The organism is uncultured Nitratireductor sp., from assembly GCF_913053745.1.
GTDB lineage: Bacteria > Pseudomonadota > Alphaproteobacteria > Rhizobiales > Rhizobiaceae > Nitratireductor.
In genome coordinates this window covers 12,272-33,906 of sequence record NZ_CAJXGF010000011.1, presented here as the reverse complement: position 1 = coordinate 33,906, position 21,635 = coordinate 12,272, and the positions used below count along the sequence as shown (strand labels likewise).

At 59.8% G+C, this 21,635-nt stretch carries 24 protein-coding genes and 1 tRNA gene; 14 read left to right on the top strand and 11 right to left on the bottom strand.

What is annotated here, in order from left to right; genetic code table 11:
* Positions 1–42 precede the first annotated feature (42 nt).
* Positions 43–333, top strand: coding sequence for a hypothetical protein (locus QZ638_RS03420; protein WP_295806873.1), 291 nt, complete (start codon positions 43–45; stop codon positions 331–333).
* On the opposite strand, the gene gluQRS is transcribed toward QZ638_RS03420, so the two are convergent.
* Complete coding sequence (gene gluQRS / locus QZ638_RS03415; protein ID WP_295806871.1) at positions 317–1,207, bottom strand: tRNA glutamyl-Q(34) synthetase GluQRS; 891 nt, start codon at positions 1,205–1,207, stop codon at positions 317–319. The two genes, QZ638_RS03420 and gluQRS, sit on opposite strands and share 17 nt — an antisense overlap.
* 88 nt (positions 1,208–1,295) lie before the next feature.
* On the opposite strand from gluQRS, the gene QZ638_RS03410 reads away from it, so the two are divergent.
* Together QZ638_RS03410 and QZ638_RS03405 are read left to right on the top strand one after the other, a co-directional pair.
* Positions 1,296–1,949, top strand: coding sequence for a DNA-3-methyladenine glycosylase 2 family protein (locus tag QZ638_RS03410; protein ID WP_295806868.1), 654 nt, complete (start codon positions 1,296–1,298; stop codon positions 1,947–1,949).
* A gap of 123 nt (positions 1,950–2,072) precedes the next feature.
* Positions 2,073–2,630, top strand: coding sequence for an HNH endonuclease (locus QZ638_RS03405; RefSeq protein ID WP_295806865.1), 558 nt, complete (start codon positions 2,073–2,075; stop codon positions 2,628–2,630).
* 66 nt (positions 2,631–2,696) lie between these two features.
* On the opposite strand, the gene QZ638_RS03400 is transcribed toward QZ638_RS03405, so the two are convergent.
* Positions 2,697–3,203, bottom strand: a complete 507-nt coding sequence (locus tag QZ638_RS03400) for a disulfide bond formation protein B (RefSeq protein WP_295806863.1) — start codon at positions 3,201–3,203, stop codon at positions 2,697–2,699.
* Between the two features lie 9 nt (positions 3,204–3,212).
* Positions 3,213–3,794, bottom strand: coding sequence for a YqaA family protein (locus QZ638_RS03395; protein ID WP_295806861.1), 582 nt, complete (start codon positions 3,792–3,794; stop codon positions 3,213–3,215).
* 157 nt (positions 3,795–3,951) lie between these two features.
* On the opposite strand from QZ638_RS03395, the gene QZ638_RS03390 reads away from it, so the two are divergent.
* A tRNA-Leu gene (locus QZ638_RS03390) sits at positions 3,952–4,036 on the top strand.
* 49 nt (positions 4,037–4,085) lie between these two features.
* On the top strand, positions 4,086–5,711 hold the full coding sequence (locus QZ638_RS03385) for an AMP-binding protein (protein ID WP_295806859.1): 1,626 nt from the start codon (positions 4,086–4,088) through the stop codon (positions 5,709–5,711).
* A gap of 37 nt (positions 5,712–5,748) precedes the next feature.
* Here QZ638_RS03385 and QZ638_RS03380 read toward each other — a convergent pair whose 3' ends face one another.
* Together QZ638_RS03380 and QZ638_RS03375 are read right to left on the bottom strand one after the other, a co-directional pair.
* On the bottom strand, positions 5,749–8,142 hold the full coding sequence (locus QZ638_RS03380) for an EAL domain-containing protein (RefSeq protein WP_295806856.1): 2,394 nt from the start codon (positions 8,140–8,142) through the stop codon (positions 5,749–5,751).
* 44 nt (positions 8,143–8,186) lie between these two features.
* Positions 8,187–8,669 (bottom strand): oxidoreductase, encoded by a 483-nt coding sequence (locus tag QZ638_RS03375; protein WP_295806912.1) that lies wholly within the window; start codon positions 8,667–8,669, stop codon positions 8,187–8,189.
* A 321-nt stretch (positions 8,670–8,990) separates the two neighbouring features.
* On the opposite strand from QZ638_RS03375, the gene QZ638_RS03370 reads away from it, so the two are divergent.
* Positions 8,991–9,350, top strand: coding sequence for a 6-carboxytetrahydropterin synthase (locus tag QZ638_RS03370; RefSeq protein ID WP_295806853.1), 360 nt, complete (start codon positions 8,991–8,993; stop codon positions 9,348–9,350).
* Between the two features lie 57 nt (positions 9,351–9,407).
* Here QZ638_RS03370 and QZ638_RS03365 read toward each other — a convergent pair whose 3' ends face one another.
* The gene (locus QZ638_RS03365) at positions 9,408–10,088 is read right to left on the bottom strand and encodes a TlpA disulfide reductase family protein (RefSeq protein WP_295806850.1); all 681 of its coding nucleotides are present in this window, start codon (positions 10,086–10,088) and stop codon (positions 9,408–9,410) included.
* 32 nt (positions 10,089–10,120) lie between these two features.
* Between QZ638_RS03365 and argH the strand changes: the two genes are divergently transcribed.
* From argH to QZ638_RS03345, 4 genes are all read left to right on the top strand, one after another.
* Positions 10,121–11,542 carry an argininosuccinate lyase gene (argH, locus tag QZ638_RS03360; RefSeq protein ID WP_295806847.1) on the top strand — a complete coding sequence of 474 codons (1,422 nt, stop codon included), beginning with the start codon at positions 10,121–10,123 and terminating at the stop codon, positions 11,540–11,542.
* 36 nt (positions 11,543–11,578) lie between these two features.
* Positions 11,579–11,782, top strand: a complete 204-nt coding sequence (locus QZ638_RS03355) for a lipoprotein (RefSeq protein ID WP_295806842.1) — start codon at positions 11,579–11,581, stop codon at positions 11,780–11,782.
* Between the two features lie 84 nt (positions 11,783–11,866).
* A complete protein-coding gene (gene lysA, locus QZ638_RS03350; protein WP_295806841.1) occupies positions 11,867–13,138 on the top strand; it encodes a diaminopimelate decarboxylase in 1,272 nt (423 codons plus the stop codon).
* A gap of 124 nt (positions 13,139–13,262) precedes the next feature.
* Complete coding sequence (locus QZ638_RS03345) at positions 13,263–15,851, top strand: TIGR02302 family protein (RefSeq protein ID WP_295806837.1); 2,589 nt, start codon at positions 13,263–13,265, stop codon at positions 15,849–15,851.
* A 69-nt stretch (positions 15,852–15,920) separates the two neighbouring features.
* Here QZ638_RS03345 and QZ638_RS03340 read toward each other — a convergent pair whose 3' ends face one another.
* Both QZ638_RS03340 and QZ638_RS03335 read right to left on the bottom strand, forming a co-directional pair.
* Positions 15,921–16,256, bottom strand: a complete 336-nt coding sequence (locus tag QZ638_RS03340; RefSeq protein WP_295806834.1) for a TfoX/Sxy family protein — start codon at positions 16,254–16,256, stop codon at positions 15,921–15,923.
* The gene (locus QZ638_RS03335) at positions 16,246–16,752 is read right to left on the bottom strand and encodes an SRPBCC family protein (RefSeq protein ID WP_295806833.1); all 507 of its coding nucleotides are present in this window, start codon (positions 16,750–16,752) and stop codon (positions 16,246–16,248) included. The genes QZ638_RS03340 and QZ638_RS03335 overlap by 11 nt, the downstream gene beginning before the upstream one ends.
* Before the next feature lie 91 nt (positions 16,753–16,843).
* On the opposite strand from QZ638_RS03335, the gene QZ638_RS03330 reads away from it, so the two are divergent.
* The gene (locus QZ638_RS03330) at positions 16,844–17,266 is read left to right on the top strand and encodes a helix-turn-helix domain-containing protein (protein WP_295806831.1); all 423 of its coding nucleotides are present in this window, start codon (positions 16,844–16,846) and stop codon (positions 17,264–17,266) included.
* Positions 17,267–17,308: 42 nt separating this feature from the next.
* On the opposite strand, the gene QZ638_RS03325 is transcribed toward QZ638_RS03330, so the two are convergent.
* The 3 genes from QZ638_RS03325 to QZ638_RS03315 form a co-directional block, all read right to left on the bottom strand.
* Positions 17,309–17,674, bottom strand: a complete 366-nt coding sequence (locus QZ638_RS03325) for a response regulator (RefSeq protein ID WP_295806830.1) — start codon at positions 17,672–17,674, stop codon at positions 17,309–17,311.
* 71 nt (positions 17,675–17,745) lie between these two features.
* Entirely contained in the window at positions 17,746–18,288 is a 543-nt protein-coding gene (hpt, locus tag QZ638_RS03320) for a hypoxanthine phosphoribosyltransferase (protein ID WP_295806829.1), read from the bottom strand.
* 66 nt (positions 18,289–18,354) lie between these two features.
* Complete coding sequence (locus QZ638_RS03315; protein WP_295806828.1) at positions 18,355–18,987, bottom strand: hypothetical protein; 633 nt, start codon at positions 18,985–18,987, stop codon at positions 18,355–18,357.
* Positions 18,988–19,155: 168 nt separating this feature from the next.
* Between QZ638_RS03315 and ftsE the strand changes: the two genes are divergently transcribed.
* The 3 genes from ftsE to QZ638_RS03300 all read left to right on the top strand — a co-directional run bounded on the left by ftsE (position 19,156) and on the right by QZ638_RS03300 (position 21,595).
* Positions 19,156–19,815 (top strand): cell division ATP-binding protein FtsE, encoded by a 660-nt coding sequence (gene ftsE, locus QZ638_RS03310; RefSeq protein ID WP_295806827.1) that lies wholly within the window; start codon positions 19,156–19,158, stop codon positions 19,813–19,815.
* On the top strand, positions 19,808–20,797 hold the full coding sequence (locus QZ638_RS03305; RefSeq protein ID WP_295806826.1) for an ABC transporter permease: 990 nt from the start codon (positions 19,808–19,810) through the stop codon (positions 20,795–20,797). Before ftsE ends, QZ638_RS03305 begins: the two co-directional genes overlap by 8 nt.
* Positions 20,798–20,878: 81 nt before the next feature.
* Positions 20,879–21,595 (top strand): YdcF family protein, encoded by a 717-nt coding sequence (locus QZ638_RS03300; protein ID WP_295806825.1) that lies wholly within the window; start codon positions 20,879–20,881, stop codon positions 21,593–21,595.
* Positions 21,596–21,635 lie beyond the last annotated feature (40 nt).

The following is a 21,635-nucleotide window of genomic DNA, read 5'->3' as shown; positions in this document are numbered from 1 at the left end:
GGATCAATGAATGTGATCCGTTCTACCGCCGGGGATGCGCCAATGCTGATGAAACTGGACACAAGTTGGCTGATCTTCGCGCTCGTTGCCGTCACGATGATCGCGTATATCCTCTCGCTCGGCCTCAATGCCGCGATGCGTGACGACGGATTTGGCGCCATGGGAAACGCCACGATCATAACCGTGGCGTTTTTCGGCACAATCTATCTGGTTAATCAACGCGGTATTCGGTTCACAAGCCTAATCGAAGGCGCAACTGCCGGGCTCGGTGGTGCTTTCGCCGCGTTTCTCGTTCTCGTCATGGCAAAAGCGCTTTTCAGGCGCCTGAGCTAGAAAGCCCGATCATCCGCGCAATATCGCCAGGTGTCGCGCCACTGTTGCGCAAGGCTGCAAGGCTTGTATCGCCGCGACTCTTGGAAAGCTTGCGACCGTCGTCGTCCAACACCAGATCGTGATGATGATAATACGGTACCGGCAGGCCCAAAAGCTCCTGTAGCAGACGATGCACGGCCGTAGCGTGGAAGAGATCGCGCCCACGCACAACATGCGTCACGCTCTGCAGCGCATCGTCCACCACCACAGAAAGGTGATAGCTTGCAGGGATCTCCCTGCGGGCAATCACCACATCGCCCCATCGTTCAGGCTCCGCCGCTACAGGCCCCGTTCCCCCCTCCGGTCCCTGCCCCGTCTCATCCCAGGAGAGTGCGCGCCCTACATGCGCGACGGCAGCCGACATATCGAGCCGCCAGGCAAAGGGCGCACCTTCGGCCATCCGCGTCTCTCGCTCCGTAGCACTCAGATAGCGATCATCACCGGGGTACACAGGTGCGCCATCCGGATCGCGCGGCCAGAATTCGCCCCCCGATTCATGGTCGGCGATGCGTGCGCGCACCTCGCCGCGGCTCATGAAACCGGGATAAACGAGATCGGCGTCGATAAGCCGCTCCAGGGCGGCACGATAATCATCGAAATGATCCGATTGGCGTCGAACCGGCTCTTCCCAGTCCAGACCCAACCAGGTGAGATCGTACAGAACGCCACGTTCCAGCTCCCGCGTGCAGCGAGTGACGTCGATGTCTTCCATGCGCAACAGGAACCGACCCTCCGCCTCCCGCGCCAACTGGCGGTTCAAAAGCGCGGAATAGGCATGGCCGAGATGAAGTTGGCCGTTCGGGCTCGGGGCAAACCGGAAAACCGGATGTGTCATGAGAGGTGCTTGAATCGGGTTGCGGTCGGCATCGGACGATTGCTACGGGTTTCTTTGGCTCTGGGCAAGAAGAGGACACATTGCCGCTATGGACCGGATCGACACCGATGCGCAGATGCTAAAGGCGCTCGACGCGCTGATGGCCATCGACCGCCGGCTCCATGCTGTGCGAGCGCGCTCGGGTGACGTACCACTCAGGCGTTCGACACCCGGCTTTGCAAGTCTGGTTTCGATCATCGTATCGCAGCAGGTCTCCCGCGCCAGCGCCGATGCCATCCAGGGACGGCTCGTCAATCTCATCGACCCGCTCACGCCCCCGAACGTTCTTTCCGCGGGAGAAGAACCACTGGTCGCCGCAGGCCTGTCGCGTGCCAAGCAACGCACCATCGTCGCGCTTTCGCACGCGATTTGCGAGGAAGGACTGGACCTCGATAAACTTTGCGAGCTCGATGCCGACGAGGCCATTTCCCGTCTCATCGCGATTCCGGGCATCGGTCCATGGACTGCACAGGTCTACTTACTGGTATCGGCCGGCCATCCGGACGTTTTTCCGGCCGGTGACGTGGCTCTACAGGCCGCCGTGGCCGACGCTCTGGCGCTTCCGAACCGGCCCGATACACGCGATCTGGCGAAGCTGGCCGAATCATGGGCACCATTCCGTGCGGTCGCCGCACGCCTGTTTTGGGCCTATTATCGCGAGATGAAGGGCAAAGAAGCGGCTCCTTTGCCCCAAGCAACGTAAAAAACTGCGAGAATCCAGGTGTTTGAAGCGTCATAAAGCAAAATATGCGCTTCACATTCCTGTCACGGCAGGCTTACAGTATCCGCATCGATCGACTTGGTCAGTTGAAGGAGCTTCAAGGACGTGACGATCGCGACTTCGCCAGACAGCATGCCTGCTCTGGTGCTGAATGCGGATTACAGACCGCTCAGTTACTATCCTTTGTCACTGTGGTCGTGGCAGGATGCCATCAAGGCAGTCTTCCTGGACCGGGTCAACATTGTCGCCGAGTACGAGCAGCAAGTCTCCTCGCCATCCTTCGCGATGAGACTGCCGAGCGTGATCAGCCTCAAAACCTATGTAAAGCCGTCGCGTTACCCGGCCTTTACACGCTTCAACGTTTTCCTGCGCGACCGTTTCCAGTGCCAGTATTGCGGCACCCGAGAAGACCTGACCTTCGACCATGTCATTCCACGCCGCCTCGGCGGTGTAACCTCCTGGGAGAACGTCGTCGCGGCCTGCTCGCCCTGCAATCTAAAGAAGGGGGGCGTTATGCCCGCCCGCGCCAAGATGTGGCCTCAGCAGAGGCCTTACCGCCCCACCGTGCACGATCTGCATAATAACGGGCGACTTTTTCCACCCAATTATCTTCACGAGAGCTGGATGGATTATCTCTATTGGGACGTCGAACTGGAGCCGTAGCCCTGCCGAAGCATTTGGCCGACAAGGGGCCTGAAAACACGCAAGTGCGCGACAGAACCCAAGCGTTTACCGCTTGAAGGCGGCACGCAGTGCAACGGCAGCCCAGAGCGCGCTTGCCAGCACATTCCAGCCCGCAAAGGACAAGCCGAGGAAACGGCCCGCCGCCTCGCTACAAGACGGTGGCACCACGGCATTCAACTGATCGAGCAGATTGCCGCCGAATTCCCGATTCGCGGCACCGGCGCCACAATCGGCCGGACCGTCCCACCAGCCCCATTCGACACCGGAGTGGTAGATGCCGAGCCCCATGCCGTAGAGCATGAGCGCACCACCTGCGAGAAGGAGTCCACGCGTTACAAAGGGCGGCGCCTTCAGCCAGGAAGCCAAAAGCGCAAGCAGCATTAGCGGCGCGCCGATGTAATACGGCGTGCGCTGCTCCAGACAAAGAAGACAGGGGATATAGCCACCGATATGCTCGAATCCGAGTGCGGTGCCCACCGTTGCCGCCATTCCGACGGTCAGCAATCCGGCGCTTAAGGTTTGGGTGACGCCGGTGGGAGCGGAAAGGGACATTCAGAGCCTCTAGAATACATAGCGTATGGCGACGAAACCGCCGATCAGCAAAACCATGAAAACGGTGAAAAGAAGGCCGAGATTCTTCTCTATGAAGAGCCGAATCGGTGGGCCGAACTTGTAGAGCAGCCAAGACACAAGAAAGAAGCGAAGCCCCCGACCGATCACCGAGACGACGACAAAAATCATGAGATTGAGCCCGGTCGCCCCCGAAAAGATTGTGAGCACCTTGTATGGGAACGGCGTCACAGCGGCAAAGAGCACGCCCCAACCTCCCCATTCATTGTACCAACCGGCCACCTGTTCGAACGCGTTTTCCTTGCCGTAGAAAGCAAGGATCGGCTGACCGACCGCCTCGTAAAGAAAAGCCCCTATCGCATAGCCCAGGAGCGCACCCAGAACGGAACTGATCGTGCAAATAAAAGCATAGCGCAACCATTTGGCGCGCTCGGACAGCACCATGGGGATCAGCAGCACATCCGGGGGGATGGGAAAGACCGAGCTCTCTATGAAAGATACAGAAGCCAGAGCCTTCTCCGCATGCCGTGTGGCAGCGAGCGACATGGTCCAATCGTAGAGTTTGCGCAGCATGAAGGGCCCTCGATGAGGTGCTTTGTCTAGCCCTTGGAGCGGGCGGGTGCAACGCTCATGACAAAAGAGACGGCGGGCGTGACGATTTGCATCGCAAAGTGTTGACGCAAGCCCCCTTCCCCGTATAGTCCGCACCCTGTCCGGCCGTTCGCGGCGGGCCCCTGTGGCGGAATTGGTAGACGCGCTCGACTCAAAATCGAGTTCCGCAAGGAGTGCTGGTTCGAGTCCGGCCAGGGGCACCATTTTCCCCGAAGCATCGCAGTGCGGGACAGGGGAGGAACCATCGCGAGAATGCTTGAACGGCGCGAAAGCTACAGAAAGCTTTACGACGGGTTCCGCTGGAACATCCCGCAAGCGTTCAACATCGGTACCGCCATTTCCAACGATTGGGCCGCTCGCGTGCCGGAGCGCATCGCGCTTTTCGAACATCGCGCCGAGGATCCACTGGCAACGCTCACCTATGGCGCGCTTGCCCAAAAGTCCGACGCGCTCGCAGCCGGCCTTGCCAAGGCCGGCATCGAGCGGCGCGACCGGATCGCGCTGCTCCTGCCGCAATGCTTCGAAACCGCGATCGCCCATGCCGCCATATACAAGCTCGGCGCCATCGCCGTACCACTTGCCCTTCTCTTCGGCTCGGAAGCGCTCGAATATCGGCTTTTCACCTCCGGTGCGGTCGCGGTGATCACAAACGATGCCGGGTTTGCGAAGGTTTTCCGCATCCGCGACCGCCTGCCGGCATTGCAACTCACCGTCAACATCGACGGCGAGAACAGCGGGGCACGGGACTTCCACAAAATCGTCGCCGATAATTCCGGACCCTTCACACCCGCCGACACCGGTCCCGACGATCCAGCGATGATGATTTTCACCTCCGGCACCACCGGACCACCGAAAGGCGCGCTGCACGGGCATCGTGTCCTGCTGGGGCATCTGCCGGGCGTACAATTTCACCACGAGTTCCTGCCCCAGGAGCGCGATCTTTTGTGGACCCCGGCCGACTGGGCCTGGGCCGGCGGTCTGCTCAACGTTCTCCTGCCCGGGCTCCATCTCGGCACTCCCGTGGTCGCCGGTCGTTTCGAAAAATTCGATCCGGAGATGGCGTTGAGCCTTATGGAGAAGATGAAGGTTCGCAACGCTTTTATCCCGCCGACGGCGTTGCGCATGTTGAGAAGCGTGGCGAACATTCAAGCGCGCTTCGACCTTTCTCTGCGCACCATCGGTTCCGGCGGCGAAGCGCTCGGTCGTGAAACCTTCGAATGGGCCCGCGCCGAACTGGGCCTGCAGATCAACGAGTTCTACGGCCAGACCGAGTGCAATCTGGTGCTCTCCTCCTGCCATGCACTGCATATCGGCAAGCCTGGCGCTATCGGCCTTCCCGTCCCCGGCCATCGCGTCGCAATCATCGACGGCGAGGCTCGGCCTGTGCGCGACGGCGAGGCAGGAGATATTGCCGTCCTCCGGCCGGATCCGGTCATGTTCCTAGGATACTGGGAAGACGAAAGCGCAACACGCGGGAAGTTCATCGGCGACTGGATGACCACGGGCGATCAGGGCGTCCGCGACGAGGAAGGCTATGTCCACTTCGTCGGGCGCGACGACGATGTCATCACATCTGCCGGTTATCGTATCGGCCCCACCGAAATCGAGGATTGTCTGACCGGGCACCCGAAAGTCGCACTCGCGGCTGCGGTCGGCAAACCCGATCCCATACGTACGGAAATCGTCAAGGCCTATATCGTTCTTCGCGAAGGAACGGAGCCAAGCGAGGCGCTGGCGGAAGAAATCCGCCTGTGGGTCCGCAACCGGCTTTCAGCGCACGAATACCCCCGCGAAATCGCCTTCGTCGAATCCATGCCGTTGACCACCACCGGCAAAGTGATCCGTCGTATCTTCCGCGAGCGCGCGGGGCGCGAATGACGCCGCGCGTCGGGCATCTTCGCTCCAGGAGCGATGATCAGGCCGCGTAACGTCTGCGCTTGTGTTCATCGAGAAAGGCTGGAATTTCCTTGGCGAGAATCGGCTTGCTGAACAGATTGCCCTGCGCCTCGTCGCAGCCCATAGCGCGGATAATGCGCAACTGTTCTTCCATCTCAACGCCTTCCACCACCGTCGTCATACCAAGCGTGAAGGCCAGATTGACGATCGTCTGAACGATCGCCGCCTGGTCTGCACTCTTGGTGATCTCCTTGATGAAAAGGCGGTCGATCTTGACCTTGTCGAAGGCGAACTTCTGCAGATAACTCAGCGAGGAGTAACCGGTGCCGAAATCATCGAGGGAGATGCGCGTTCCAAGCTGACGAAGGCGCCGGAGATCTGCGTGCAGTTTACGATTGTCTTCGAGCAGGAGCGTTTCGGTGATTTCCAACTCCAGCCGGTTTGCCGGTGTATCGGTTTCGACGAGAACCCGCGCGACGGTTTCAACGATGTCGTCCCGCTTGAACTGCATCGGCGAGAGGTTCGCCGCGATGTTGATACCGTCGGGCAACGATTTCATCTCCAGGCAAACCTGCCGCAGCACCCATTCGCCAAGCTGGACAATCGCGCCCGTCTCCTCGGCGATCCGGATGAATTCGTCGGGCGGAATCGGTCCGTGAACCGGATGCGTCCAGCGCAGCAAAGCCTCGAACGTCGTGACCTGGTTCGAACCCAGCCCGATTATGGGCTGGAACACGACATGAAACTGTTCGTCCAGATTGGCTGAGCGGAGCTCGGCCTCGAGCGTGCGGCGCCTTTGCAAGCGCTTGTTCATGCCCGGTTCGTAAAAGCGGAAAATGCCTCGACCGTCCCCCTTGGCCTGATAAAGCGCCACATCGGCCTGCATCAGAAGATCGTCGGCCTCCGGTTCCAGACTGGCGACGGCGATGCCCACGCTCGCACCCGTGAGCACCTGATGCCCTTCGATAATATAGGGTTCGTCCAGTGCCTCTATCAGTCGTTTGGCAAGGCTGCTTGCCTGTTCCGGTTTCTCGATGTTTCCCTGGACGACGACGAACTCGTCGCCCCCCAGACGCGCAACCGCATCCGTTTCCCGCACCGTGTTGCGAATGCGCCCGGCAACGGCACGCAGCAAACCGTCGCCGACGGGATGTCCGAGGGTATCGTTGATGCTCTTGAAATTGTCGAGATCGACGCACATGACGGCCGTATAGAGACCTCGTTCGGTGCTTCCCGCCAGAATTTCCTCGAGTTGCTCACGCATCATCATGCGGTTCGGAAGATCGGTGAGCGTATCGTGGCGTGCCATATAGGCAACCTGGGCCTGGGCCTTGTGGCGTTCCGTGATGTCCTCATAGGTTGCGACCCATCCACCGCCACGCATCGGCTGATGCGAAATCAGGATCGTGCGCCCGTCGCGCAATTCCTGCGTCAACGTATCCGATCGGCCCTGTTCGATGAGACGCGACTGCAGATGCGCGAGTTGCTCGGCCTCGTCTTCGGCACTGGCACCCGCGTCGACCATGTGGTCGATCAGCGTGTTCAGCGAGGTTCCCAGCCGCAGTTGTTCCTGAGTGAGACCGTAAATGCTCTCCATCTTCTGATTGCTGACGATGAGACGGTCTTCTGCATCGAACATGCACAGGCCATGGGACATGTTGTTCAAAGCGGTATTGAACAGCAGATTCTGCGTGATCAGTTCCTCGTTTGCGCGCCGCGCCGCCGCAGCACTTTCACTGAGCTCAGCGCTTGTCCGCAACAAGTCCTCATTGGTCGCCTTCAGACGCTGCTGGACGCTGATCTGCAACCGGTGCTGCCATCTGAGCATGGCGATGAAGACAAAGCCTGTGACGACAAGGGAAAGCGCAAGCGCGGAGAATATCCAGTGAAGTCGGAGAAGTTCGCCTTGGTCTTTCGCCTGGGCCGTCGCACCGTATTCATTGGCCTTGGACGCAAGCGCCACCATCTTGCTCTCCAGCGGAGCCGTCAGTTGGAGTGCACGCTGGGCGTTTGCGGGATCGTCGATCCGGCCGATGAACCGAGAAATCTGATCCACGGCATTGGCCAGTTCATCCACCGTCTGCTGGTTTTCGGGCATCGCCGAGACGAAATTCACAAACTCACCCTGTTCGAACAGGCTGAGCCTGCTGACCAGGATCTGATACCGCAACTCCACGTCCTGTTTGCTCGCTTGCGACGGCTCAACCAGTATAGCCGTGAGCCGCTGGCGAAAACGCAGAAGTTCGTTCATGCCCTGGCTGGCGCTGTAGGCGATGTTGTAGCGGAAGATCTGCGTCAGCGCTTCCTGACGCTGAAAAACCAGAACGGAGATATAAAGCGCCGCGATCGCCAACGCGATCATGCCAATGGACAGCACCATCTGCACGACGCGCGAGGCTGTGCGACGCCTCATCTTTTTGTTCCCCGGTTCCGACATGGACAAAGCCTGTCAGACGCCTACCGGACGGTAAAGCGTCGAACCTGCCATACAGAACGCGAGAAAAATTTCTGCGTATTCAGTTCCGGGTCGGAATCGTACGGATAGATGATGAACAAGGGCCCCTTGTCGCTGACTGGCATGTAATTGCCATCCCGCTTGTAGGCGAGAATGGTGCCATGCGCGGCGAAATCCGCTATCGGCACCGGCGCCTGGTAATCGTTCAGGGCCGTTACGACCACTTCTTCGCCATTTGCCTGGACTAGCGCCATCAGTTCGGTAAGCAGCGCGCCCTCAAATTCGACCACATCGTCGAACCAAGGCGTGCTTGTGCGGATCTTTGCGGATTTAAGCGTCTCAAGCATCGCGAGATCGAAATCCGCGACCCCTTCACCGTTGGTCGCGCCTATATTGCCGTCAACTGTCAAAATGACATCGCCCTGCGGCGTCGACAAAGCGGCGTCCTGTGCATTGGCAGGAGCCATAACCGAGAAGAGCAGCATTGCCGCTGCCGCAAGCCAGCCTCCCATGAGATTCTTTTTGTACATTTCTTGAGCCTCTTTACTGGCGTATACTGGAACGCAGCCCACGATAATGCCGGCTAACCAAACAACAGGTTAACGACAGCGGTCTTTTGGCCTACACGTTACGGGCGATTGACACGCTCCGCAGCCGATGCCAAAGCTCTAAGTCAAAAGGATTGTACAGTAGATTGCCCGGTCCTCATAACGGCCTCAAGTCTACATGTCTCCCAACGCGAAAACACGTGGGAGAAAGACACTCAAAAAACCAATAAATACATCTCCAGATCAGGGGTTTAGGAAGTGGAAACGTACAAGGAATTCACCTTCGAGGCAGCGCACAAGCTGGAGCCCTACTCCGGTCTCCACGGCCATTCCTTCAAAGTCTCCGTCCATCTGGTCGGCGACCCGGATCCCGTCTATGGCTGGGCAGCCAATCTCTATGAGGTTGAAAAGCAGATCGAGGAGATTCACAAGACGCTCGACCACACGTATCTGAACGACATCGACGGTCTCTCCGTTCCCTCGCTGGAGAACCTCGCCAAATGGATCTACGACAAGCTGGCGGACAAATCTCCGGAACTCGACCGCGTGGAACTCAAGCGCGGTGCTGAAGGCCAGGCCGAAGGCTGTATCTATCGGCGACCGCGCGAAGCCGCCTGAAAAAACAGACCGATCTCGCCGCGATCGCAGTGATTAAAAAATTTCCCGGTGCTCGCCTTATTTACCGGTTGAATGCGCCGCATCCACGAGACGCTCGGCATCGGGGCTTGCCCATTCTGCCGGACCGTTCATGTGCGCCAGCAAGCACCCCTCTTCATCGATCAACAAGGTCACGGGCAGGCCGAGAGCCAGCCCCTGGCTCTTTAGGTCGTTGAATATCTTCATGGAATTGTCGCGGTAGTACCCAAGAGACTGGATGCCGGTTTCCTCAAGGAAGGCGGTCGGTTTTTCGTCGCCGCCGCGATCCACGTTGACCGCCACCACTTCGAAATCGTCCGAGCCCTTCGCGGCCTGAAGTGCATCCAGGGCGGGCATCTCCTCCCGGCATGGCGTGCACCACGTGGCCCAGAGATTCATCAGAACCGTGCGACCTGCGAAGTCCGCAATGGACATCGCCTCACCCTCGGGCCCCGCGAACGTCAGCGCATTCAGCGAACGGGGCGGATCTGCCGCCAGCATCGCGGCCACGTGTCCCGTTGCCGCATCGCCAACCGCCTTGGCCTGCGCCTGCTTGGCGGTGCAGGCTGCATCCTCTGCCTCGGCCGCAATCGGTGTAGCGGCCATGTTGCCATCCAACCCGCCCTTCACGTATACCGCAATCGCACCCGCTACGGCGCCCGCGGCGACGGCCAGGAAAACCAGGCGGAGTGCCGGGAATTTTTGTTTCTGCTTCGACATATTTCTTTCCACACTAGCGCCCGGTTATCATGATGAGCGAAGACCAAGCCAGCAACCGCATGTGGGGTGGACGTTTTGCCTCAGGACCCGATGCCGTCATGGAAGCGATCAACGCATCCATCGGTTTCGACAAGAAGCTCTACGCCCAGGATATACGCGGAAGTCTGGCACATGCCGCCATGCTGGCGAAGACTGGCATAATTTCGGCAGAGGACGAAAAAAACATCGTTCACGGGCTGAACACGATCCTGTCAGAGATCGAGGCTGGTAAGTTCACCTTTTCCGCCAGACTTGAAGACATCCACATGAATATCGAGGCGCGTCTGGCCGAATTGATCGGACCCGCCGCAGGTCGCCTGCATACGGCCCGCTCGCGCAACGATCAGGTAGCGCTCGACTTCCGCCTCTGGGTCAAGGAAGAATTGCTGCGCATTGATGGCGCGCTGGGTGGCCTGATTGAAGCCTTCCTCACTCGGGCCGAAGAGCATGCCGCCAGCGTGATGCCGGGCTTCACCCATCTCCAGTCCGCGCAACCGGTCACCTTCGGCCACCATATGATGGCCTATGTCGAGATGTTCGGCCGCGATCGTTCGCGCGTGCGCGACGCCATCGAGCGCCTGAACGAAGGCCCGCTCGGCGTGGCCGCGCTCGCCGGCACCGGTTTTCCGGTCGACCGCCACATGACGGCGGAGGCACTTGGATTCCGCGAACCGACCCGCAACTCCATCGACACCGTATCGGACCGCGACTTCGCACTCGAATTTCTTTCGGTTGCCGCGATCTGCGCCACGCATCTTTCGCGGCTGGCCGAGGAAATCGTCATTTGGTCGACGCCGCAATTCGGCTTCGTGCGGCTGTCGGATTCCTTCTCCACCGGCTCCTCCATCATGCCGCAGAAGAAGAATCCTGACGCCGCCGAACTGATCCGCGCCAAGACCGGCCGCATCAATGGCGACCTGGTCGCGCTTTTGACGGTGATGAAGGGGCTTCCCCTCGCATATTCGAAAGACATGCAGGAAGACAAAGAAGCCGTCTTCGACGCCGCTGAGACACTCGATCTTATGCTGGCCGCAATGACCGGCATGGTCGGCGATATGAATGTCGACACTCAGGCCATGAAAAAAGCCGCCGGCGCCGGCTTCTCCACCGCCACAGACCTTGCGGACTGGCTGGTGCGCGAGGCGGGCCTGCCTTTCCGCGAGGCCCATCACGTCACGGGCCGCGCCGTAGCGCTTGCCGAGGAAAGAAAATGCGGGCTGGAAAAGCTTGCGCTGGAAGATCTCCAGGCCATCAACCCGGCTATCAACGAGGGTGTCTTCTCCGTCCTTTCGGTCAGCAATTCCGTGAAAAGCCGCACATCCTACGGCGGAACCGCACCATCGGAAGTGCGGCGCCAGATCCGTAACTGGAAGAAACGCCTGAAACGGGATGCAAGCCCGGTCAAAAAGCGCTAAAACCCAGCCAACACACCATCGAGGAATGGAACGCTCATGACGGCCCGCCGCACGCTCACCCTTGTCTTGCTCGGTTTCGCGCTTGGCTTAGCCGCCTGCGGGCGCAAGGCCCCGCTCGATTCGCCTTACGAGGCAGCGGTGGACGCGCGAAAACAGGCCGAAGAGAACGACGAGCCCATGCCACCTGCACCGGACAAACCCGTTCAGGACCGACCCTTTATCCTGGACGGACTGCTCTGAACTCTGAATCCGGGGCGTGTTGCACAAAACCTGCGCTGTCTAACGGCGCTTTCAGGAAAACAGCTCAGCCGAAAGCCTGCTGCCGTGAATCATTTCGAATATCGTGACGGCGTGCTCCATGCCGAAAATGTGCCGGTGCCTGCCATCGCCGAGGCGGTTGGAACTCCATTCTATTGCTATTCCACGGCAACGTTGACGCGTCATTACCGCGTATTCTCGGAAGCCTTCGAGGGGCTGGATGCGCTTGTTTGTTACGCCATGAAGGCAAACTCCAACCAGGCCGTTCTGGCCACGCTCGCGCGCCTGGGCGCCGGCATGGATGTCGTCTCCGAAGGCGAACTCCGCCGCGCGCTCGCAGCTGGCGTTCCAGCCGACAAAATACTGTTCTCAGGCGTCGGCAAGACCGCGCGGGAAATGGATTTCGCACTGAATGCCGGGATTCTGTGCTTCAATGTGGAATCCATGCCGGAACTTGAGCAACTCTCCGCCCGCGCCACAACCCTGGGCCTGACCGCAAACGTGTCGTTGCGGATCAACCCGGACGTTGACGCCAAAACACACAAGAAAATCTCCACCGGCAAGGCCGAAAACAAATTCGGCATCGGCTGGCGGGATGCCCGCACCGCTTACGCGCGTGCTGCGGAACTACCGGGTCTCAATGTCACCGGCATCGACATGCATATCGGCAGTCAGATCACCGAGTTGCAACCCTTTGACGACGCCTTCGCGTTGCTCACCGAACTGACCGAGACGCTGCGTGCCGACGGTCACGCCATCGAACATGTGGATCTCGGCGGCGGGCTTGGCGTACCCTATGCCGAAGACGGCAACCAGCCGCCCTTGCCCGACGCCTATGCCGAGGTTGTGCGTAAACATGTGACGAAACTAGGCTTAAAGGTGATGCTCGAACCTGGCCGCCTGATTGCAGCAAATGCCGGCATTCTTGTCTCCGAGGTCGTCTTCGTGAAAGAGGGAGAAGCCAAGAATTTCGTCATCGTCGATGCGGCGATGAACGATTTGATCCGCCCCACGCTTTATGATGCCTTCCATTCTATCCGACCCGTGACGGAGGCCGGAAAAAACGCCGAGACGCTTGTCGCCGATGTGGTGGGTCCGGTTTGCGAAACCGGTGACTATCTGGCGCTCGACCGGAAGATTCCGAGCCTCAAGGCAGGCGACCTCGTCGCCATAGGCTCTGCCGGCGCCTATGGCGCCGTCCAGGCAAGTACCTATAATTCGCGTCCGCTCGTGCCGGAAGTGCTGGTGAATGGGGACGAATTTCATGTCATTCGCTCCCGCCCGAGCTACGAGGAGCTCATCGCGATGGATTCAATGCCAACCTGGCTGGTTGACTGAAGACACCCGCAATGCGCGGATCACAATTTCGCGCGCCGCCTCGCCTTCGCCGTGTTTGCTGCTATCCTTGTGAACGGTAGGGCGTGTGATTCACGCACGCTGCGGCAATGTGCTGAGAGCGTCTATGACTGAAACACCTTCAAGACAGACGCATATGGGTGGTCGGCTCGCGCGGCTGACGCGCACCCGCTTCGCCATCCGCTCCGTCATGCTCGTGGAGCGCTTATGGCCGCTTATCCTCCCGCTGCTGGTCATTGTCAGCCTGTTCCTCAGCATTTCCTGGCTCGGCCTGTTCAGGCTCATGCCCGATGTGACACGCCTTGGCGTCATCAGCATACTCGGCCTCTTCGGCCTTGCATCGCTGTGGCCCCTGCGCAGTTTCCGCCACCCCCGGCCAGCCGAGATCGACCGGCGCATTGAGCGTGTCAACAAACTGACGCACGAACCCGTCGCCGTACAATCGGATCGGCTTGCCGGCAACAAGGACGGATTTGCCGATGCCCTTTGGCGAGAACACCAGAAACGCATGGCCGGCCGGCTCGACAAACTACACGGAGACCTGCCGGAAACCGGCATCCCGGAGAAAGATCCCTGGGGCGTACGGGCGGCGGCGGCCTTGCTCCTGGTCATTGCCGCTGCATTCTCCACCGGCCCCTATGGCGGCAGCGTCCTCGATGCGTTTCGGGCCCATAGCGGAGTGGACGTCGTACCGCCACGTATCGATGCCTGGGTGACACCTCCCACCTACACCCGCCGTGCGCCCATTTATCTGACAGCCGAGGCAAACCGCGAAACCGAAAGTTTTACGGTGCCGCAAGGCAGTATGCTGGCGCTCAGGGTTACAGGCGGCTCGGGAACCGAAACACTCTCCTTCCTCGACACAGGCGACACGGAAACGCCCATCGAGCCGGAGGGCGCCTCGCAGAGCGGCGCTCTGTCGGCAGACAGCACCGCGCGGCGCTTTGCCAGCACACTGAGCGAAGATGGAAAACTGGTGCTGAAGCGCGACGAACAGGAGGTCGAGGGCTGGCTCTTCTCGGTGACGCCCGACAATCCCCCCGAAATCCGCTTCGCCGAAGATCCCAAGCGGGCTGTGAATGGCGCATTGGAACTCGCCTACGAAATCGAGGACGATTACGGTGCTGCGGAAGCGCAAGCGGTGTTCGAACAGGCCCACAAAATGCCCGATGTACGGCCTCTCTACGAAGCACCAGAGCTGCCCCTGTCATTGCCACGGCGCGACGGACGCACAATCGCTGCAAAAACCTCGCGCGACCTCACGGAACATCCGTGGGCCGGCAGTTCGGTGGCCACGACCCTGCGTGCCGTCGACGATGCCGGACAGGAAGCACGAAGCGACAAGAAGGTCTTCACCCTTCCGGAACGGATTTTCACCAATCCGCTCGCCAAGGCGCTTATCGAGCAAAGGCGCGTTCTGGCGCTTGACGCCAACAAGAAGCCGCGCGTGCTCGCGATGATGGACGCCGTCATGACCTGGCCTGAGGAAACGCTGACAGAACTGTCGCAGTTTCTCGGCATTTCAGCCGCACGGTCACGATTGAAAACCGCCCAGACCGACGACCAACTCCGCGACGTTGTCGATTACCTTTGGGAGATCGCGCTCATCATCGAGGACGGCGATCTGACCGCTGCGGAGAAGCGATTGCGGCAGGCGCAGGAAGCCCTGAAGAAGGCTCTGGAAGACGGCGCGAGCGAAGAGGAAATCGCTCGCCTCATGGACGAGCTGCGCAGTGCCATGCAGGAGTTCATGCGCGAGTTCGCCGAACGTGCCCAGCAGAATCCCAACATGGCGCAACAAATGCCGGAAAACAGCGAGATGTTGAGCCAGAACGATCTGGACCGCATGCTCGATCAGATCGAGGAACTGGCCAAATCCGGCGCGCGCGATCAGGCACAAGAGCTTCTTTCGCAGCTCGAAAACATGATGAACAACCTGCAGGCCGGGCGTTCTCAGCAAGGTCAGTCCGGCAACCAGCAATCGGAAATGCGTCAGCAGATGGACGAGCTCGGCAATCTTATGCGCCGTCAGCAGGAGTTGATGAACGAGACCTTCCGCATGGACCAGATGCAGCGTGGGCAACAGGGCCAGCAGGGCGAACAAGGACAGCAGGATCAACAGGGCCAGAACCAGCCGGGTCAGGGCCAACAACCCGGGCAGGGACAACAACCCGGGCAGGGCCAAGGCATGTCACCGCAGGAGTTTGCGGATGCCATGCGCGGTTTGCAACAGGGCCAAGGTTCGCTGCGACAGGATCTGCAGGGCCTTATGGATGGGCTCGAAGGGCTGGGTATAAAGCCTGGAGAAGGTTTCGGTGAGGCCGGCGAGGCGATGGGACAGGCCGAGGGAGCACTCGGTGAGGGCGAGGGCGAACAAGCCGTCGGCGAGCAAGGGCGTGCGCTAGAGGCATTGCGGCGCGGCGCGCAGGACATGATGAACCAGATGCAGCAGGCGATGCGCGGCGAGCAAGGTGGCGGCGAGCAAGGCTATCGGCAGGGTAACAATGGTCGCGACCCGCTCGGCCGCCCCCAGGCAACGACGGGTCCCGATTTTGGCGACTCGGTCGAAGTCCCCGACGAAATCGATACCCAACGTGCGCGCCGTATCCTGGATGCGATCCGCAAGCGGCTTGGCGACGCGTTGAGCCCTGCATTGGAAAAGGAATATCTGGAACGGTTGCTTGATATGCAATAGCCGAACGCAGCTTTCTGGAACGAAAGCCGTTTTCGCAAAGCGCCGAGATACAACCCGCTGTCTTCGCTGTTATCCCTCGCGCGCCGGGAGCGTTGAGACTAGCCCACACGCGCGTCCGATCCAGAATCTCAATGACCGACCGGTCTTCACACCCGGAGGATCGACAAGCACGAAACCGCGCAGTATGCGTCCGGATATGTCCATCGGCCGCACATGGTCCTCCTCAAGCGCCGCTTCGTAGTCGTCCCGCCCCACTCTCACCATCAATGCATTCCCGGTCACACCACAACACATGTGCCCGTGGAGCATGAAACACAACGCGCCCATCATGCGCCTTTCAACGACCTCACCAGCAATGGAGAGATGCGTCCTTACGCGAATTGCCAGCTCTTCATCATAGGCCATTGCTTGAACCTCCCGGTTCAGGCGAGATGATTTCCTGAAGCCGCGAGAGGCTCGTCTCCCAACCCGCCCGCGTCTTTTCGCAGATGTCCGGGTTCGTGAGGTTCGTGTGACGAAGTCGAAGTTGAACGCCATCGTTCGAGGGTTCCAGCGTGTAACTCAGCAACGCCGGAGCGATAGGAGCGCCAGCCGGTTTCCACGTCTGCGTGAGTTTGCGCGGCGCATCGATGACCACGAACTCGCCTTCTAGCCGATAAGGCTGACCACCGCCGACGCCGGTAGCCTTCCACGCTCCACCTTCCCAGACCTCACCGCTCCATTCACGCGTGTCGAACACACCGGGCCTGACCCACCATTTGCAGATTTCATCGGAGACGAGTGCACGAAACAATCGCTCGGGCGTACATCTGAAGAAAGCAGACGCGTCGACCTCTCCCGCTTCATGGTCGGCCGTCGCGGTTACGATTTTTCCCTGATCGCGTACTTCGGAGCTTGTCATGTTTCCTCTCCACCACTGGCATTGCCAGAAGGCTATATGTGCCAGTACGATTTCGTAAATACGGACAAAAACGATAGTATGGAGATTGTGAGTGGAACATGATGAGGAGATCGGTAGCGGGCCCGCCGTGTCGCTTCTGACAGGTCTCGACATGAGCCACATTCGACTTTGCCCGGCAATTGGATTCAACCGGATCGTCGGTGGCCGCTACAAGCTGCACATTCTTTGCGTCCTGCATCGCGGGCCGCTTCGTTTCGGCGAGATTGGAAGGTCGCTGGTGAAGGGAGGACTGGGCAACCCGGTGACTCCCCGCATTCTCAGCCGCGAACTGAAGGATATGACACGCCTCGGCCTCTTGAGCCGCAAAGAATATCCCGTGGTGCCGAAGAAAGTGGAATATACACTGACGCCGCGTGGCGAAGCCTTGCTTCCGATACTGTCGGAAATTATCCGCTGGGGCGCCACCGGCGCGCATGAAGACATTCTTGCAACGACCAACGCATCGGCCGAATGAGCGCTTTTCGACCTGCAACACCTTCAGCGAAAGGACTGGGCTTCAAGCTGCGAGCGCCTGGCCAATCCGTTCGCGAAGCTCACTTAGCGTGAATGGCTTGTTCACAACACCCGAAACAGTGCCCTCAAGTTCCGCCGCGCGCTCGCGCTGATCCGCATAACCGGTCATCAAGAGAAGCCGCAACCCGGGAAAAGCTTCGGCCACGGCGCGCGCCATCTCGATGCCGTCCATTGCCGGCATGCGAATATCCGACAGAACCAGATCGTAATCGCCAGCCGTGGCATTGATCTTCTCAAGTCCTTCCAGCCCATCAGCCGCGGTTTCCACGGTGTGACCGGCTGCACTCAGCGCGCGGGCGGTAAAATTACGTACGGAGTCGTCGTCTTCAACGATCAGAAGCTTAGCCATGGCCTTTTTTCGCCTGATCCGATTACACTTAGGTAAACGCGCCGGTCTCAGATTCTTCAAATGTGTGCTGATCAAGCATCGTCCTTGACGACGCCGACGAAGGGCAGTTCGCGAAAAGCGTGGGCCACATCCATTCCATACCCGACAACGAAATAATCGGGACACTCGAAACCCACAAAATCGGCATCGACCTCGGTTTGCCTGCGCGAATGCTTGTCGAGCAGAACGGCGATGGAAACCGACTTCGCACCGCGTGAAAGCATCAGTGTGCGGGTGTGCTTCAGTGTCTTGCCCGATTCCAGGATGTCGTCAATCAAGAGAACGTCGCGACCGGTCACGTCGTTGTCGATATCGCGCAACACCTTGATCTCCCCACTTTCCGTACCGCTGCCATAGCTGGAAATCATGATGAACTCCACTTCCGGCGAGATACCGACATCATGCATGGCGCGGATCAGATCGGCGGCAAAAATGAACGATCCCTTGAGAACGGAAATGACCAGGAGGTCGTCATACTCGCGCGAAGCGATATCCTTGGCGAGTTCCAGATTGCGCCTGGCGATGGTCGAGGCCGAAAACAAAACCTCGATCTCCTTGCCACGGACAACAGGCATGGGCGGCGACTCCTGTCAGGGCGGCTCCGGAGATCTTTTCTCCCGGACCCGCATAAACGAGATGATCTACGACGAACGAAACGTCACAGAGACGGACTTGACCCCTTCCCTAGGCGCGACGAGCCTGCTGGAGAAGGGAAAGCGCGCTCCGGGGCCGAGGTGCTGACCGGTTGTCCCCAAAAAATATCGCGTTGTCGAGCCGTTTTCTGTCAAGACATTGATAGAGATGGAGGGCAAAGCAACGCTTTTTCCGCCACTGTTGAGCGCCGTACCGTCGACGACAAGCACGGCGTTCGAACCCTGCCGCTCCACCCGCGATGTCACATCCACAAGGCGCAGAATCTGAAACGGCGTGTCGCGTGCGTGCCTATCCGTCGCGCCCACAAGGCTGTGACCGCCGGAAACCCAGAAAGCACCGGCGATGAGAGTCACGCCGAACACCCAGAAAAGCGGCCCCGCGCGAGCAGGCTTCTTGCCTTGCGTCCGCCCGCCTGGCTTCAGCAGGTCGAGCCCCGAGACGGCACCGCCACCCAGAAATGCGGAGCACGGACCGGCATCCGCCTCTTCCGCCGGACCAATCGTTTCGAATTCCACATCGATCGCATCATGCGAAACCGCGCCCCGGCGCGGCGCACCGTCCTTCCCGTCCGGCATCATGATTTCGCCCGAAACCAGGCGTGCGTTGTCGGAGTGCCTCATGCGGCAGACTGTCCTTTCGTGATCCGCCTTTCCGAGGTAAATGGAAATGGTTAATGCTTCGACATCACGCCTATCAAGCAGGAGTTAACTTGCTATTAACCATGCGGGTTGATGGTCTGGCAGAATGCGTCCAGGCAGCGTCCGCCACTCACAGAACGCAGGTTCCTCGTGATTCGATTTGAAAATGTCGGCCATAGATATGGGATGGGTCCGGAGATCCTCCGCGATGTCTCTTTCCACTTGCCGGAAAGGTCGTTCCAATTCCTGAGCGGTCCATCGGGGGCCGGCAAGACGACGCTCCTGCGCCTGCTTTTCATGTCGCTGAAACCCACACGCGGTCTCATCACCATTTTCGGCAAGGATCGTTCCAAGATCACCCGCACGGAGCTACCGCTGCTACGACGCAACATCGGCGTCGTATTTCAGGATTTCCGCCTGCTCGATCACCTTACCACTTACGAGAACGTGGCCCTTCCCTTGCGCGTGCGCGGCCGCGAGGAATCCACTTATCGCGGCGACGTGATCGAGCTTTTGAAGTGGGTGGGCCTAGGCGAGCGCATGCATGTGCTACCGCCGATCCTTTCAGGCGGCGAGAAACAGCGTGCCGCCATAGCCCGTGCACTGATCGAACAGCCGCGCATCCTGCTCGCCGACGAACCGACCGGCAATGTCGATCCGCAACTCGCCCGCCGCCTGCTTCGATTGCTGCTCGAATTGAATCGGCTTGGCACCGCGGTCGTCATCGCCACCCACGATCTCGGCTTGATGGATCAGGTGGATGCGCGCCGCATGGTGCTGTCGGGCGGGAGGTTGGAAATCTATGACTGAGACCACCCGCCTCCTGAAGAATCTTGGTGCCCGCCTGAGTTCCAGCGCACGGGGCGCGGTAGCGCGAAAGCAGATGCCAATCGTCCCGCCGGACAATGTGGCCGGTCGCGCCATGGTGCTGGTCATCGCGATCATGACCTTCCTTTCCTGCCTGACACTGGGCGCGGTAACGCTGGTGCGCGATACGGCCGCAACCTGGCAAACGCAAATCGCCCGAGAAGCGACCATCCAGATCAAGCCCGAGGAAGGGCTCGACATGGCGGCTGCCCTCACCCGGGCGCGTGACATAGCCGCCGGCTATAGCGGCGTTATCGACGCCAGCGTTGTCGATGCGCAGGCCACCGCGCGTCTTCTGGAGCCATGGCTCGGCACCGGCCTCGACATCGAAAGCCTGCCCGTCCCTCGTCTCGTGATCGTCACCATCGACCCGATGTCACGGCCCGATTTTGCGGCCATGCGCGCCGAGCTCGAAGAGACTGTCGCCAACGCGACACTGGACGATCACCGCACCTGGGTCGATCGGCTGGTTGCCATGGCACGGACCACGGTAACCATCGGAATGTCAGCGCTTGCGCTGATGCTTTCGGCCACAGCGCTGACCGTCATTTTCGCCACACGCGGGGCCATGGCCGGCAATGGCCACATCATCGAAGTGTTGCATTTCGTTGGCGCGGAAGCACCCTTTATCGCATCCCAGTTCCGTCGACACTTCCTGCTTGCCGGCATGAAGGGCGCCGCCGCGGGCGGAATCGGTGCAATCCTGGTTTTTATCGGATTCTATTGGTGGTCGTCCCGCAACATGGCAACGCCCGAAGCGGATCAGGCGACGGCCCTGTTCGGCAATTTCGCAATAGGCCCATCGGGTTATATCGGGGTCGGCGCAATCGTCATCGTCATCGCCGTGCTGACTGCCGCCACCACGCATGTCACCGTCTTGTCCTACCTGAAGAACGTCGACAGCACCCATCCCGACAGTATGTAACGATTCGACAACGGCTATTGTCTTGTTCACCAGCGCCCCGCCGACTATCCATTGCCGCAATTTGCGGTTAACGATCGCAGCATGAAACGAGAACACCGGCACAGCCTTGGCGGCAAGGGAAAGCCGCCCCGACGCGGCGGGCGATCGGGTGTGCGCCGCCTGATCGGCCCCTCCTTGCTGGTGTGTGTTCTGGCGGCGTTCGCCTTCATTGCCGGGTTCGGACTGTTTGCCGATCATATCGGCCATCTGTCGGTTCCACGCGACGTGGACGATGCCGACGGAATTATCGTACTGACGGGTGGACAATCGCGCATCGACGCCGCCGTCAGCCTTCTAAAGGCCGGAAAAGGCAAACGCCTGTTAATCAGCGGTGTCAATCCTGTCGCCAGGGCCGACGATCTGCGCATCGCCACCGGCAGCGAGGCCGAGCTTTTCGATTGCTGCGTCGACATCGACCATGCGGCTCTCGATACAATCGGAAACGCCGAGGAAAGCGCCAAATGGGTGCGAGCAAATGCATATGACAGTATCATCCTCGTGACCAACAACTATCATATGCCACGCAGTCTTCTGGAAATGCGCCGGCTTCTTCCTTATTCGAAAGTCCATCCATATCCTGTGGTCAACACGCCGCTGGACAACGGGGCCTGGCTCGCCAAACCCGACGCGCTGCGGGTGCTTGCCACCGAGTATACGAAATATGTCGGCGCGCTCGTCCGCGAGGTCGTTCCCCTCCCCCGCAATACGCCTGCCAACGGGCCAGCGGAGATCACCAAGGCCACGGTGCGCCAGGACTGATCCGCGAGCGCTTTGCCTCGCCGCCAGCATGATGTAAGAG